The following is a 16,792-nucleotide window of genomic DNA, read 5'->3' on the forward strand; positions in this document are numbered from 1 at the left end:
GAGGGGACTGTTGTGACCCGGACGTCTCGGGTGTCCGCCCGTGCCGCGCAGCGCGGGAAGTCGCTGCCGCAACTGGTGTCGGTGGCGGTGGAGTCGAATCCGGGCGGCATCGCGCTGTCCTGGTCCGACGGTGTGTCCGCGCCCGTGCGATTGACCTATGCCGAACTCGACGAGCGCGCCAACCGGCTGGCCCGGTTGCTGATCGCGCGGGGCGTCGGCCCCGAGGACATCGTCGCCATCGGCATCCCGCGTTCGGCCGAGTCGGTGCTCGCGCTGTGGGCGGTCACCAAGACCGGTGCCGCGTTCCTGCCCGTCGACCCGAACTATCCGCCCGCCCGGCTCACCCACATGCTCGGTGACGCGGGCGCGGTCCTCGGTGTCGCGGTCGGCGCGGCGATGGATCGGCTGCCCGACACCATCGAGTGGCTGTGCCTCGACGACGAGGCCGTGCGCCGGGCGACCGAGGAGCAGTCCAGCGACCCGGTGACCCGCGACGACCGGGTCCGCCCGCTGCGCCTGCACCACCCCGCCTACGTCGTCTACACCTCCGGCTCCACGGGTCTGCCCCGTGGCGTGGTGGTGACCCACACCGGCCTGGCCAACGTCCACGAGTACCAGCGCGAGCACTACCGGCTCGGCCCCGATTCGCGGGTGCTGCAGCTCGCGTCGCCGTCCTTCGACGCCTCGGTGTTCGAGGTGCTGATGGCGCTGACCGGTGCTTCGACCCTGGTCGTCGTCCCGCCGACCGTCTACGGCGGCGACGATCTGGCGCAGCTGCTGCGTCGGGAGCGGGTCACCCATGCGTTCATCACCCCCACCGCCCTGGCCTCGGTGGACCCGCAGGGTCTCGACGACTTCCGGGTCATCGTGGCGGGCGGCGAGGCCTGTCCACCGGAACTGGTGCGGCGCTGGGTACTGCCGCTGGCCGGCGGTGGCGAGCGCGAGATGTACAACGGTTACGGCCCGACCGAGGCCACCATGGGCACCAACTTCAGCGCGCCGATGGTGCCGGGGCAGGTCGTCACCATCGGTCCGCCGATCCGCAACGTCACCGAGTACGTGCTCGACGAGCGGCTGGTACGGGTGCCCGACGGCATCATCGGCGAGCTCTACATCGCGGGCAACGCGCTGGCCCGGGCCTACCACCGCCGCCCGGCGCTGACCGCGGCTCGGTTCGTCACCGATCCGTTCGACCCGGCGGGCGGGCGCATGTACCGCACCGGCGATCTCGTGCGCAGGCGCGCCGACGGTTCGGTCGAGTTCGTGGGACGCAACGACTTCCAGGTGAAGGTGCGCGGCTTCCGGATCGAGCTCGGCGAGATCGACGCCGTGCTCACCGAACCCGACAGCGTCGACTTCGCGGTCACCGTCGGCCACGAACTCGACAACGGCACCACCATTCTCGCCGCCTACGTGCACGCGGCGCCGGGCGCGCGGATCGACCTGGACGAGCTGCTCGCGCACGCCAAGGCCGGACTGCCCGCGCACATGGTGCCGACCGCGCTGACCGTGCTCGACACCATCCCGCTGACCCCGGTCGGCAAGCTCGACCGCGCCGCGCTGCCCGCCCCGACGCTGCGCGCGCAGGAGTTCCGCGCGCCCTCGGGCGCGGTGGAGAAGCTGATCGCGCACATCTTCACCGAGCTGCTGCGCCCGGAGAACCCGATCGGCGCCGACGACGACTTCTTCGCCCTCGGCGGCAACTCGCTGCTGGCCACCCAGGCCGCGGCCCGGATCGGCGCCGAACTGTCGGCGCGGGTACCCGCCGGGCACGTCTTCGAGCGGCCCACGGTCGCCGGCCTGGCCGAGCTACTCGAGCCGCTCCAGGGCGGGGGCGGCCCGGTGGCCCCGACGCGCCGGGAGCGGCCTGACCTGATCCCGCTCTCACCCGCGCAGCAGCGGATGTGGTTCCTCAACCAATTCGACCCGGCCTCCCTCGCCGAGACCATCCCGTTCGCACTGCGGCTGACCGGCCCGTTCGACCCGCGCGCCCTGCACTCCGCGCTGACCGACTTGGTGCAGCGGCACGAATCGCTGCGCACCTACTATCCGGCGGTCGACGGCGTCGGCCACCAGGTGGTGCTGCCGATGGCCGAGGCCGTGCCCGATGTGCTCGTCGACGAGCTCACCGAGGACGAACTGCCGCTGTGGCTGGGCGAATTCGCCACCACCGGCTTCGACGTCGCCCAGGGCGTCCCGCTGCGGGTGGCGCTGGCCGAACTCGGTCCGCGCGAGCATGTGCTCGCGGTGGCGCTGCACCACATCACCGCCGACGGAGCGTCGGTCGCGCCGCTGCTGCGCGATCTGCTCGGGGCCTACCTCGCGCGGCGCAACCGCTCGCGTCCGAGCTGGCAGCCGCTGCCGGTGCAGTACGCCGACTACACCCTGTGGCACCGCGAACTGCTCGGCGCCGAGGACGATCCCGATTCGGTCGCCGCCGCCCAGATCGCCTTCTGGCGCGACACCCTGGCGGGGCTGCCCGACCGGCTCGACCTGCCCACCGATCGTCCGCGCCCGCCGGTGTTCACCGGCCGTGGCGCCGAGTTCGGCTTCCAGATCCCGGCCGAGGTGCACACCGCCGTCGCCGCGCTGGCCCAGCGCAGCGGGGCCTCGGAGTTCATGGTCGTGCACGCCGCCTTCGCGGTGCTGCTGAGCAGGCTCGCGCACACCGACGACATCGCCATCGGCACCCCGGTGGCCGGCCGCGGCGCCCGCGAACTCGACGACCTGATCGGCATGTTCGTCAACACCCTGGTGCTGCGCTCGCGCATCGACGAGCACGCGAGCTTCGCCGATCTGCTGCGCGAGACCAAGCGCGCCGACATCGCCGCCTTCGCCCAGGCCGACCTACCGTTCGAGCGCCTGGTCGAGCTGCTCGACCCGGTCCGCTCGCAGGCGCATCACCCGCTGTTCCAGGTCGCGCTGTTCTTCCAGAACCTGGATCTGCCGAACCTGCGGCTGCCCGGCCTGGATGCGACGCCGGTCGAATTCGGCGGCGCTGTGGCCCGTTTCGACCTCCAGCTGACCATCGTGCCGGGCACCGACCCGGCCGAGCCGATGGCCGCGTCGTTCAACTACGCCACCGACCTGTTCGACGCCGACTCGATCGAGACGATGGCGGCGCGCTTCACCCACCTGCTCGCGGCGGTCGCCGCCGACGCCTCGGTGAGGATCGCCGAGATCGACCTGCTCACCGCCGCCGAGCGCGAACTGACGCTCACCGCGTGGAACGGCACCAGCCATCCGGTGACGCCCGAGCTGATGCTCGACGCGTATCGCCGTGCGGTGCAGGCGCATCCGGACGCCACCGCGCTCGTCTACGAGGGCACCGAGCTGACCTACCGGCAGTTCGACGAGCGGGTCAACGCGCTCGCCCGGCTGCTGATCCAGGCCGGGGTCGGCCCGGAAGGCCTTGTCGGCCTGGCGATCCGGCGTTCCCCGGAACTCGTCGTCGCCATGTACGCGGTGCTCACCGCCGGCGGCGCCTACGTGCCGCTGGACCCGGACCATCCGGCCGAGCGCATCGCCTACATCCTCGACACCGCGCGCCCGGCCGCCGTGCTGAGCGCCGAGGCGATGCCGGTCCCGGAGGGCACCGAACTGCTCCGGCTCGACGAACTCGATACGCGGGGCGTACCGGTCGATCCGGTGCGCCCGGCCGAACTGCGCGCGCCGCTGCGCGCCGACCACCCGGCCTACGTCATCTTCACCTCCGGTTCCACCGGAAAGCCCAAGGGCGTGGCGATCTCGCACGCCGCCATCCACAACCAGCTGGTGTGGATGCTCGCGAAATACCCACTGGCCCTGGGCGATGTCTATCTACAGAAGACCGCGACCACCTTCGACGTGTCGCTGTGGGGCTACTTCATGCCGCTGCGGGTCGGCGCGACGCTGGTGCTCGCCACCCCGGACGGCCACCGCGATCCGGCCTATCTGATCGACCTGATCGCCCGGCACCACGTCACCGTCACCGACTTCGTCCCGTCGATGCTCACCGTCTTCGCCGCGCAGGCGGCATCCGACGGCGGGCCCGCCGTCGGCGGCTCGGCACCCGCCGCGCTGGCGTCGCTGCGCGAGGTGTTCGTCATCGGTGAGGCGCTGCCGCCGGAGACGGTCGACGCGATGGCCGAGGTCAGCTCGGCCCGCCTGCACAACCTCTACGGCCCCACCGAGGCCGCGGTCTCGGTGACCTACTGGCCCGCCCGCCCGGGCGAGCGGACGGTGCCGATCGGCCTGCCGCAGTGGAACACCCGTGTCTACGTGCTGGATTCGCGGCTGCGACCGGTGCCACCCGGGATCGCGGGTGAGCTCTATCTGGCTGGCGATCAGCTCGCGCGCGGCTACGTCGCCCGGCCGGGCCTGACCGCCGACCGCTTCGTCGCCGACCCGTTCGACGCGGGCAAGCGCATGTACCGTACCGGCGACCTCGTGGTGTGGCGCCGCCCCACCACGACCGCGCCGCATCGGCTGGATTACCTGGGCCGCATCGACTTCCAGGTGAAGTTCCGTGGTCAGCGCATCGAACTCGGTGAGATCGAGACCGCGCTGCTCGCGCACGAAACCGTCAGCCAGGCGGTGGCGCTGGTCGCGCCCACCGAGCTCGGCGACCAGCTCGTCGCCTATGTCGTGCCCGCGCCCGGCCAGGCGGCCGATCCCGACCGGCTGCGGACCGTCGCCTCGAAGACCCTGCCCACGTACATGGTTCCCGCGTCGGTCACCGTGCTCGACGCGCTGCCGCTCAATGCCAGCGGCAAACTCGACCGCAAAGCGCTGCCCGCCCCGCACTTCTCGGCCCGCGCCTTCCGGGCGCCGAGCACCGAGCAGGAGCAGCTCGTGGCCGGACTGTTCGGGGAAGTGCTCGGCCGCACCGACATCGGTGCCGACGACGACTTCTTCGCCCTCGGCGGTAATTCGCTCATCGCCACCCGGCTGGTCGCCCGCCTCGGCGCGGCCACCGGGGACCGGGTCGCCGTGCGCGCCCTGTTCGAGGCTCCGACCGTCGCCGGTCTGGCCGCGACGCTGGGCACCGACACCGCCACCACCGCGACCAGCGGCCTCGGCACCCTCGCCCGGCCCGACGAGCTACCGCTGTCGCCCGCGCAGCGGCGCATGTGGTTCCTCAACCGGTTCGACCAGGGCACGGCCGGTGAGGGCGCCGCCGCCTACAACCTGCCGTTCGCGCTGCGCCTGACCGGCAGCCTCGACGTGACCGCGCTGGGCGCGGCCCTGCGCGATGTGCTGGCCCGGCACGAAGTGCTGCGCACGATCTACCCCGACACCGGCGACGGCCCGATCCAGCGGGTGCTGCCGGTCGAGCAGGTCGACCTCGATGTCGCCGTGCGTCGCGTCGACCCGGCCGCGCTGATCGACCACGTCGGCGCGCTCGCCGCCACCGCTTTCGACGTGACGGCCGAGGTCCCGCTGCGGGTCCAACTGCTCGACATCACCGGCGACGGCCCCGACGCGCCGACCGAGTACGTGCTCGCCGTCGTCGTGCACCACATCGCCGCCGACGCGTCCTCGATGGCGCCGCTGGTGCGCGATGTGACCACGGCCTACCTGGCCCGTACGGCGGGCCACGCCCCCGGCTGGCCCGCGCTGCCGGTGCAGTACGCCGACTACGCGCTATGGCAGCTGGATCGCCTCGGTGCCGAGAACGACGCGGAATCCGTCGCCGCCGCCCAGCTCTCGTTCTGGCGCGCGGAGCTGTCCGGGCTGCCGGACCTGATCGAACTGCCCGCCGATCGGCCCCGGCCCGCCGTCGCCTCGCTCGCGGGCAGCCGGGTGCCGGTGCGGATCGACGCCGACACCCACGCCGGGCTGGCCCGGATCGCCCAAGACAGCGGCGCCACCGTGTTCATGGTGCTGCACACCGCCTTCGCGGTACTGCTGGCCCGCATGGCGAGCGCCGCCGACGTGGCGGTCGGCACCCCGTTCGCCGGTCGCGGCGAGCGCGAGCTCGACGACCTGATCGGCATGTTCGTCAACACCGTCGTACTGCGCACGCACTACGACGGCGGCGCGTCGTTCACCGAACTGCTCGCCGCCCAGCGCACCCGCGACCTGGCCGCCTTCGCCGCCGCCGACATCCCGTTCGAGCGGCTCGTCGAGGTGCTCGACCCGCCGCGCTCGACCGCCCGGCATCCGCTGTTCCAGGTGGGTCTGTCGTTCCAGAACGTCGACCGCGCCGCGCTGGAACTGCCCGGTCTGCGGATCGCGCCGGTGTCGGCGGAACTGGCGGTATCCCAGTTCGATCTGCATCTGATCGTCGGTGACGGCTACGCCGCCGACGGCACGCCGACCGGCATCGAGGGCTTCTTCACCTACGCCACCGACCTGTTCGACGCGGAGACGGTGCGGGCCTTCGCCGACCGGCTCGCCCTGCTGCTCGACGCGATCGTGCGCGAGCCGGGCGTGGTCGTCGGCGATGTCGACCTGCGCACCTCCGCCGAGCGCGCGACCGAGATCACCGCGGGCGCCGCGGATCTCGCGATCCCGGGTGGCACGCTGGCCGACCTGCCGTCGCTGGCCCGGCCCGAAACCGTCGCGCTGGTCGCCGATCTGCCCGAGGGCAGACTGGAGCTGACCTACGCCGAGTTCGAGGCCAGAGTCAATCGCCTCGCCCGGCACCTGATCTCGCTGGGCGTCGGACCCGAGTCGCTGGTGGCGCTCGCGCTGCCACGCTCGATCGATCTGGTCGTGGCCATGTTCGCGGTGGCCCGCTCCGGTGGCGCCTATGTGCCGATCGATCCCGACCAGCCCGCCGACCGCACCGATTACATCCTCGGCACCGCGGCGCCGATCTGTGTGCTCAGCAACGGTTTCCGGACCGACGCTGCGCCGGTTGTGCGGGTCGACCATCCGGTGATCGCGTCGGCCGATCCGTCGCCGATCACCGACACCGACCGGCGCGCGCCGCTGCGCCCGGAGAACACGGCCTACGTCATCTTCACCTCCGGCTCCACCGGGCGGCCCAAGGGCGTCGCGGTGCCGCACGCCGCCGTGGTCAACCAGTTGCAGTGGCTGCGAGGCGAATTCGGCACCGACGCCCACGATGTGTTCCTGCTGAAGACGCCCGCCACCTTCGACCTGTCGGTGTGGGAGTTCTGGTCCGCCGCGGTGTGCGGCGGCAAGCTGGTGATCGCCGCGCCCGACGGGCATCGCGATCCCGCCTACCTGGACGCGCTCATCACCGACGCCGGGGTGACCACGCTGACGGCGGTGCCCTCGCTGCTCGACGCGCTGGCCGGATACTGGGAGGCGCGGCCGCAGCCGCTCACCCGCGTCCTCGCCATCGGTGAGGCGCTGCCCGCACCGCTGGCCCAGCGCCTGCTGACCGCGCTGCCCGACACCAGGCTCGACAACCTGTACGGCCCCACCGAGGCCGCGGTGTCGATCACCGATCACCGGGTGACCTCGGCCGATGTGGTGAGTGTGCCGATCGGCACCCCCGAGTGGAACTCCCGGGTCTACGTCCTCGACGAGCGCCTGCGCCCCGTCGCGCCGGGCGTCCGGGGTGAGCTCTACCTGGCGGGCGCGCAGCTGGCCCGCGGGTATCTGCGCAAGGCCGCGCTGAGCGCCGAACGTTTCGTCGCCGACCCGTTCGAGGCGGGCGCCCGGATGTACCGCACCGGCGACCTCGTCGCCCGCGATCGCACCGGTGCGCTGAACTACCTGGGCCGCACGGACTTCCAGGTGAAGATCCGTGGCTTCCGGGTCGAGCCCGGCGAGGTCGAGGCCGTGCTGCTCGGACTGCCGGGGATCAGCCAGGCCGCGGTGCTGGCCCGGACCGATCCGCACTTCGGTGACCGGTTGGTCGCCTATGTGGTCGGCACGGATATCGAGGCGGCACAGCTGAAGTCGGCCCTGCGCGACAAGCTGCCCGCGTACCTGGTGCCGGAGGCGTTTGTCGTGCTCGACTCGCTGCCGCGCACGGTCAACGGCAAGCTGGACCGGGCGGCGCTGCCCGCGCCGGTGTTCGAGGCCGCCGCCTTCCGCGCGCCCGCGACGCCCACCGAACAGCTGGTCGCCGGCGTGTACGCCGAGATCCTCGGGGTCGACGCGGTCGGCGCCGACGACGACTTCTTCGCCCTCGGCGGCAACTCGCTGCTCGCCACCAGGGCCGCCGCCCGGATCAGCGCAGCGCTCGACCGCGCGGTCGGGGTTCGCCTACTGTTCGAGGCGCCGACCGTCACCGACCTCGCGCTGCGGGTTCACCGCTCCGACGAGCTCGCGGCGCTGCCGCTGGTGGCCGGACCGCGACCGGACCGGCTACCGCTGTCGCTGGCCCAGCAGCGGATGTGGCTGCTCAACCGGCTCGATCCCGATGCCACCGTCTACAACATCCCCGCCGCCATCCGCCTGACCGGCGCGCTCGACCTCGCGGCGCTGGCCGTGGCCGTGGGCGACCTGTTCGCCCGGCACGAGGTGCTGCGGACCCGCTACCCCGAGCACGGCGACGGCCCGGTCCAGGAAGTCCTCGCGCCCGGCGCGGTGCGGGTCGACTTGACGCCCATGCTGGTCACCGCCGACGACCTCGCCGACGAGGTGCGCCGGACCGTGGCCGAGGGCTTCGACGTCACCGCCGCGCCGCCGGTGCGGCTGCGACTGCTGCGTCTGGGCGCCGATGATCACGTGCTGGTGTTCGTCGCCCACCACATCGCCGCCGACGGATTCTCCATGGGCCCGCTCACCCGCGATCTCGTGCTGGCCTACACCGCGCGCACCGAGGGCGCCGCGCCCGCCTGGTCGCCGCTGCCGTTGCAGTACGCGGATTACGCGGTGTGGCAACGAGAATCGCTCGGCGACGAAGCCGACCCCGCCTCCACTGCCGCCGCGCAGCTGACCTACTGGACCGATGAACTGGCCGGGCTGCCCGAGGAGATCGCGCTGCCCGCCGACCGGCCGCGGCCGTCGGTGCAGTCCTTCGCCGGTGCCCTGAGCACCGTCGAGATCGACGCGCGGTTGCACGCCGGGTTGGCCGGGCTGGCCCGGGCCGAGGGCGTCACGGTGTTCATGGTGGTGCAGGCCGCTCTCGCGGTGCTGCTGGCCCGCACCAGCGGTACCGACGACGTCGCCATCGGCACCCCGATCGCCGGTCGCGGCGCCCGCGAACTCGACGATCTCGTCGGCATGTTCGTCAACACCCTGGTGCTGCGCAGCCGGGTCACCGAAGCCGAACCGTTCACTGCGCTGCTGCGGCAGACCCGCGACACCGACCTGCGGGCCTTCGCGCACGCCGACATCCCGTTCGAGCGGGTCGTCGAGGCGGTGCAGCCGGTCCGGTCGGCGGGCAGGCATCCGCTGTTCCAGGTGGCGCTGTCGTTCGAGAACCTCGCCCCGGTCGCGTTCGAGCTGCCCGGCATCACGGTCGGCGCGCTCGACGCCCGCACCGCCGAGGCCAAGTTCGACCTGCTGCTCACGCTGCGCGAACTGCCCGACCACGGCGGCATGCACGCCGAATTCACCTACGCCACCGATCTGTTCGACGAGTCGACGATCCAGGCGTTCGGCGCCCGGTTCGCCCGGCTGCTCGCCGAGCTCGTCGCCGATCCCGAGGTGGCGGTCGGTGACGTCGCACTGCTCGACGAGGCCGAGTTCATCGCGCAGACCACCTTCACCGGCCCGCCCGCCGAGCCGGCCCGCACGCTGTCGCAGCTGATGGACGCCGCCGTGCTGGCCAACCCGTCGGGCGTGGCCGTGCGCGGCGACGGTCGCGGCTTCACCTACGCCGACCTCGACGCAGCGGCCAATCAGCTCGCCCGTGGTCTCATCGCCCGGGGGGCCGGGCCGGAAGTCGCTGTGGCCGTGGCGATCCGGCGTTCGGTCGAATCGGTGCTCGCGGTCTGGGCGATCGCGCGCACCGGCGCGATGATCGTGCCGATCGACCCCGGCTACCCGGCCGAGCGGATCACCCACATGGCCGCCGATTCCGGCGCGGTCTTCGGTGTCACCCTGGCCGCCGAGCTGACCGGGCTGCCCACCCTGCCCGGCGACGCGGGCTGGGTCGCGCTCGACGACCGTGAATTCACCGCCGAGGTCGCCGGATACGCCTCGGTGGCCCTGCGCGAGATCGAGCTGCGGGCTCAGCCCAGCACGGGCAACGGCGCGTACATGATCTACACCTCGGGCTCGACGGGGCTGCCCAAGGGCGTCGTCGTGACCCACGCGGGCCTTGCCAACTTCTGTGCCGAGCAGCAGCAGCGCTACCAGCTCGATTCCGGCTCGCGCGCACTGGCTTTCGCCTCGCCGTCGTTCGACGCCTCGATGCTGGAACTGCTGCTCGCCCTCGGCGGCGCGGGCACGCTGGTGGTGGCGCCCGCCGGATCCGTCGGCGGCACCGAGCTGGCCGAGCTGATCCGCACCGAGGGCGTCACCCACACCTTCCTCACCCCCACGGTCCTGGCGACCCTGGACCCGGCAGGCGTGCCGGGGCTGCGGCACCTGGTCGTCGGCGGCGAGCAGGTGCCCGCCGAGCTGGTCGCGCGCTGGAACACGCTGGCGCAGCGCAAGTTCCACAACGGCTACGGGCCCACCGAGACCACCATCATGGCCGCCATCAGCGATCCGCTGACCCCCGGCGACGACACCCACATGGGCGGTCCGATCCGGGGCACCACCGCGCTGGTCCTCGACGGCAGGCTGCGTCCGGTGCCCGAGGGAGTCACCGGTGAGCTGTACCTGGGCGGCATCCAGCTCGCCCGCGGCTACCATCGGCGCGTCGGTCTGACCGCGGCACGTTTCGTCGCCGATCCGTACGGGGCGCCGGGCACCCGGCTCTACCGCACCGGCGACCTCGTGCGCCGCCGGGGCGACGTGCTGGAGTTCGTTGGCCGCAACGACTTCCAGGTGAAGATCCGCGGCCTGCGGATCGAGCTCGGCGAGATCGACGCGGTGCTGGCCGCCGCGCCCGGCGTCTCCTGGGTGACGACCATGGGCCGCGACAACGGCGCCGGGGCCACCATGCTGGTGTCCTACGTGCTGGCCGAACCGGGGGAGCGGCTCGATCCGGCCGAACTCACCGCGCTGGCAGGCCGGGTACTGCCCGACTACATGGTGCCCGCCGCGATCGTCGTCCTCGACGAGCTGCCGCTCACGCCGGTCGGCAAGCTGGACCGGCGCGCGCTGCCCGATCCGGTCACCGTGCGCCGGGACCACCGGCCGCCGCGCACCGCGGCCGAACGGGCGCTGGCGCGGGTGATCGGCGAGGTCCTCGGACACGACCGGGTCGGCCTCGACGACGACTTCTTCGCCCTCGGCGGCGACAGCATCACCGCCATCCAGGTGGTCTCACGGGCCGCCGCGGCCGGGGTGGTGCTGCGTCCCCGCGACCTGTTCGACGCGCGGACCGTCGGCGCGCTCGCCGGGCGCGCCGAGGTCACCCTCGACGCGGGCTCGCGCCCCGCCGCCCTGCCGCTGACCGCCACCGCGGCCCAGCTGATGGAGGCGGGCGACACCGCGGTCGAACCGCGCGCCGTGCTGCTCGACGTGCCCGTCGACTGCTCCGACGACGCGGTCGCCGAGGTCGTCCACGCCGTGATGAACCAGCATCCGATGCTGTGGGCGGTGCTCGACCGCAGCGGCAGCGAACCGGTGCTGGTGATCCCGTCGCAGGACGAGCGCACCGGCGACGCCTTCCGCAGGCTCGACGCCACCGACGGCGAGTCCTCGCTACCGGTCGACGACATCGTCGCCGCGGCCGCCGCCGCGCTCGACCCGGACGAGGGCCGCAATATCCACTTCGTGCTCACCGGTGACGGCGAACACAACTCCACCCTGGTCGTGGTCGCGAACAGTCTCGTCCTCGACGAGCCGTCCTGGCGCTCGGTCGTCGACCAGCTGACCACGGCGTGGAGCCGCGGCCGCCACGCCGCGCCCGCCGCGCCCGACGCAGGCCTCGGCGACCTGGTGCGCAGGCTCGCCGAATACCCGTCCTCGGCCCGCGCCCGCGCCGAACGCGAGTACTGGCATCGCGCGATCCGGTCCCGGGCAGGCGAAACCGCCGATCTGCGCCAGCGCAACCGGGTCTCGCTGAGCATCACCGGCGAGGGCACCGCCGCCGTCACCACCGTCGCCGACGCCTACCGCGCGACCGTGGATGAGGTGTTGCTCACCGCCGCCGCGCTCGCGCTGCACACCGCCGCCGACACCGCCGTCGCGCGGGTCATCGGCAGCGTGGTCCGCCTGCGCGCCGACCAGCGCGTGCTCGGCAGGCCCGACGCCGAGAGCGTGGTGGGTGGTTTCACCACCGACTACCCGCTGGTGTTGCGCCTGGACGGGGTCGACATCGCCGATGCGCTGGTGGGCGGGCCCGCCGCCGGAGCCGCGCTGGCCCAGATCAAGGAACTGCGCCGCAGCGTGCCCGCGCACGGTGCGGGTTTCGGCCTGCTGCGCTACCTCGACGTCGAGACCGCCGACAGCGTGCGCTCGCTCGACCGCGGCCGGTTCGCGGTGCGCTTCCGGGACCTGCGCCCGGCCCGGGTGCACACCGACCTCGCCGCCGACGATCTGGCGCTGGTGCTCACCGTCGACGCCACCGACGACGGCATGGTCGCTCGCTTCGACTACGCCGGCGCGCTGCTCACCGCCGACGCGGTCAAGACCTTCGCCGAGCACTGGATCCGCGCGCTCGGCGGCCTCGCCGAGCACGGATTACGGCCCGGCGCCGGCGGATTCACGCCGTCGGACTTCCCGCTGGTGCGCCTGGGCCAGACCGAACTCGGCCGGCTGGTGCGGCGCTACCCGCTGCTCAGCGATATCTGGCCGGTGACCCCGCTCCAGTCGGGCATGCTGTTCCACGCGCTGCTCGCGGAGAACTCGGTCGACCCCTACATCACCCAGTTCGTGCTCGACCTGGACCCGGCCGTGGACGACGAGCGGCTGCACCAGGCCGCCCAGACCGTGCTCGACCGCCACGACAACCTGCGCGTCGCCTTCGCCACCGACGCCGCGGGCACCCCGCTGCAGGTGGTGCTCGACGACATCGACGTGCCGTGGCAGGTCATCGACACCGTGCCCCACGGCGTCGACCCCGAGGGCACTGCGTGGTCACGCTCCGCTACCGCCGCCGGGCCCGCCGGTCTCGACGCGGCGGCCGCCGCCTATCAGCGGATCAAGGCCGCCGACCTGAGTGCCCACTTCGACATGGCGGTCGCGCCGCTGCTGCGCTTCACGCTGGTGCGCACCCCCGAGGGCGCGCACCTGCTGGTCACCAGCCACCACATCCTGATCGACGGCTGGTCGACGCCGCTGCTGCTGCAGGAACTGCTCACCGCCTACGCGGTCGGTGGGCGGTCCCGCCGCCTGCCGAAGGTCGCGCCCTATCGCGACTACCTGGCCTGGCTGGCCGAACAGGATCTCGACGCCGCGCGCCAGGCCTGGCGCACCGCGCTGACCGGCCTGGCCGAGCCGACGCCGCTGGCGCCGGTCGACCAGGGCCGCGAGATCGCCACCGGGACCGGCGAAACCGGCTTCGAGCTGTCGCCGGCCGACACCGTCGCGCTGAGCACCCTCGCCGCCGGGCTCGGCGTCACGGTGAACACCGTGGTCCAAGCCGCGTGGGGCTTGCTCATCGCGCGCCTGGTCGACCGCGACGACGTGGTGTTCGGCGCCACCGTCTCCGGCAGGCCCGCCACCCTCGACGGCGTGGAACGCATGGTCGGCCTGTTCCTCAACGCCATCCCGGTGCGGGTACGGCTGCGGCCCGGCGACACCGTCGCCGAACTGCTGCGCAGGCTGCAGGACGACCAGGCGGCCCTGCTCGATCACCACTACCTCGGCCTCGGCGAGATCCAGGAGATCGCGGGCATCGACGCGCTGTTCGACACGCTGGTCGTGTTCGAGTCGTTCCCGGTCGACCGGGAGGCCCTGGCGCAGGCCGCGTCCGGCTCCGCCGCGGTCACCGGGATGGACGCCGCCAACGGCACCCACTACCCGCTGACCGTGCAGGTCGTCGCCGACAGTCAGCTCCGGGTGTCGGTCAAGTACCTGCGCGACGTGTTCGGCGAGGCCACCGCGACCGCACTGGCACAACGACTCTCGATGCTGCTGGCCCGGTTCACCGCCGCGCCGGAGAGCCGGATCGCCGAGATCGACGTGCTGCTGGCCGAGGAGCGTGCCGTCCTGTCGGCCGCCAACGCCACCGACGCGCCGGAACTGCTCGACGAGGCGACGCTGCTGTCGCTGTTCGACGCGCAGGTCGCGAAGACGCCGGACGCCGTCGCCTTCGTCGACGGCGAAACCTCGCTCACCTATGCCGAATTCGACGCGAAGGCGCGGGCGCTCGCCGCCGCGCTGGACGCCCAGGGCGCCGGTCCCGACGCGCTGGTCGCCGTCGCCATGCGCCGTGGCATCGACCTGGTGACCGCGATCTACGCGGTACTGCGCACCGGCGCCGCCTACGTGCCGGTCGACCCGGATCACCCGGCCGAGCGCACCGACCGGGTGCTGGCCGCGGCCGCTCCGGTCTGCGTGCTCACCACCACCGAGACCGGATTCGGCACGGCCGCCGAGGTTTCCGTCGTCACCGTCGACACGCTGGCAGCGACGTCGGCGCCGGTGCCGCGCGCCACGGTGCGGCCGGACAACCTGGCCTACGTCATCCACACCTCCGGCTCCACCGGAACGCCCAAGGGCGTCATGCTCACCCACCGGCAGCTGGTCGCCCAGTTCCGCTGGGCGCAGCGCGCCTACCCGCACGGCCCCGGCGACGTGGTCCTGCACAAGACGCCGGTCACCTTCGACATCTCGACCTGGGAACTGTTGTGGCCGTTGCAGACCGGCGCGACCGTGGTGATCGCGGCCCCGGACGGGCACCGCGACCCGGCCTATCTGGCCGGCGTGCTCGCCGAGCATGCCGTCACCACGGTGCATTTCGTGCCGTCGATGCTCGACGCGTTCCTCGCCGACCGCGCCGACAGCGGCTTCCCGGCCCTGCGCCGGGTGTTCGCCGCCGGTGAGGCGCTGTCGGGCGCGACCGCCCGGCGCTTCGCGCAGGCGCTGCCCGGCGTCGACCTGATCAACTGGTACGGCCCGGCCGAGGCGACCGTCGTCACCGCCGCGCGGGCCGATGCCGGTGCCGCCGTGAGCATTCCGATCGGCACGCCGGTGGCCAACACCCGGGTGCACGTGCTGGACCGGCAGCTGCGGCCGGTGCCGCCCGGCACCGCGGGCGAGCTGTACCTGGAGGGCGTGCAGCTGGCGCGCGGCTACCTCGGTGCCGCGGCGCTGACCGCCGAACGGTTCGTCGCCCAGGCGGGCGGCGGCAGGCTCTACCGCACCGGCGACGTGGTCCGCTGGACCGCGGAGCACGAGCTGGAATACCTGGGGCGCAGCGACTTCCAGGTGAAGCTGCGCGGCCAGCGGATCGAGCTCGGTGAGGTCGAGGCCGTGCTGCTGGATCACCCCGAGGTCAGGCACGCCGCCGTCGCGCTGGTGCACGGCCCGACCGGTGATCGGCTGGTCGGTTACGTCGTCCCGGTCGAGACGGCCGAGCAGCCGTCGGCCGCGACAACGCCGCCCGCGGCCGGATACTCCATCGAGAGCGGCGCGGGCACCACCGGACTCGACGAGGCGGCGCTGCTCGCCCACGCCAGAACCGCGCTGCCCTCGTACATGGTCCCCTCGACTCTGGTGACCTTGAAGTCGTTGCCGCTCAACGCCAGCGGCAAGCTCGACCGCAACGCGCTGCCGGTACCGGCCTTCACCACCCGGCCCTACCGGCCGCCGACGACCCCGCTACAACGCGCGGTCGCCGAGGTGTACGCGGAGGTGCTCGGCGCGGGCAAGGTCGGCCTCGACGACGACTTCTTCGAACTCGGCGGCAACTCGCTGGTCGCCACCAAGGCGATCAGCAGGCTGCGCACCCGGGTCGGCGCCGAGGTGCGGGTGCAGTGGTTCTTCACCGACGCCACGGTCGCCGCGCTGGCCGCGCGCATCGACGCCACGCAGTCCGACACCGGCGACTACGACGTCGACTCCGACGACGCGCTCGGCGTGCTGCTGCCCATCCGCAACCGGGTGCCGCACGGCACCGAGGCGAGCGGGCCGCTGTTCTGCATCCACCCGATGTACGGCCTGGCCTGGTGCTACGCGGGCCTGACGCAGTACATCCCGGCGCGGCGGCCGATCTTCGGTCTGCAGTCGCCGGCGTTGAGCCAGGCGGGCTACCTGCCCGGCACGCTCACCGAGATGGCTCGCCGCTACGTCGCCGAGATCAAGGCGCAGCAGCCGCACGGTCCGTACCGGCTGATGGGCTGGTCGCTGGGCGGTGTGCTCGCCCACGACGTGGCCACCCAGTTGCAGGCGGCGGGGGAGCAGGTGTCGCTGCTGGTGATGCTCGATTCGCACCCCGATATCGACGTCCCCGATTTCCACACCGCGGTCCGGGACGCGCTCGCCGAACTCGGCGTCGACCTGAGCGCGGCGCTGCCCGCCTCGGGCGTGCGTGAGCTCAGCGAGGACGGCCTGGCCGCCCTGCACGCGATCGTGCCCGCCAACATGGCCGTGCTGACCCCCGAGCGGTTGCGCCGGATCTACCGCAGCGCGGTGCGCTCGGCCGAGCTGATCGCCGAGCACCAACCCGCGGTCTTCCGGGGCAGGCTGGAGTACTTCAGCGCGCTCGGACACGAGACGGCGTCGCGGAATTGGGCGCCGTATGTCGAGGGCGAGGTCCGCGATCGGCCGGTCGCGGTGGTGCATGATCAGATGACCTCACCGGAGGCGCTCGCCGAAATCGGCCCGCGCCTGGCGGAGTTGCTGGATGTCTGCGACCGGGAGTCCGGGGCACGATGAC

At 72.8% G+C, this 16,792-nt stretch carries 1 protein-coding gene; it reads left to right on the plus strand.

The window, feature by feature from the left end:
* The first annotated feature begins 12 nt into the window (after positions 1-12).
* Positions 13-16,791 carry a non-ribosomal peptide synthetase gene (locus ATM97_RS19015; RefSeq protein WP_218719387.1) on the plus strand — a complete coding sequence of 5,593 codons (16,779 nt, stop codon included), beginning with the start codon at positions 13-15 and terminating at the stop codon, positions 16,789-16,791.
* Position 16,792 lies beyond the last annotated feature (1 nt).

The organism is Nocardia sp. MH4 (assembly GCF_019266065.1).
Taxonomy (GTDB): Bacteria; Actinomycetota; Actinomycetes; order Mycobacteriales; family Mycobacteriaceae; genus Nocardia; species Nocardia canadensis.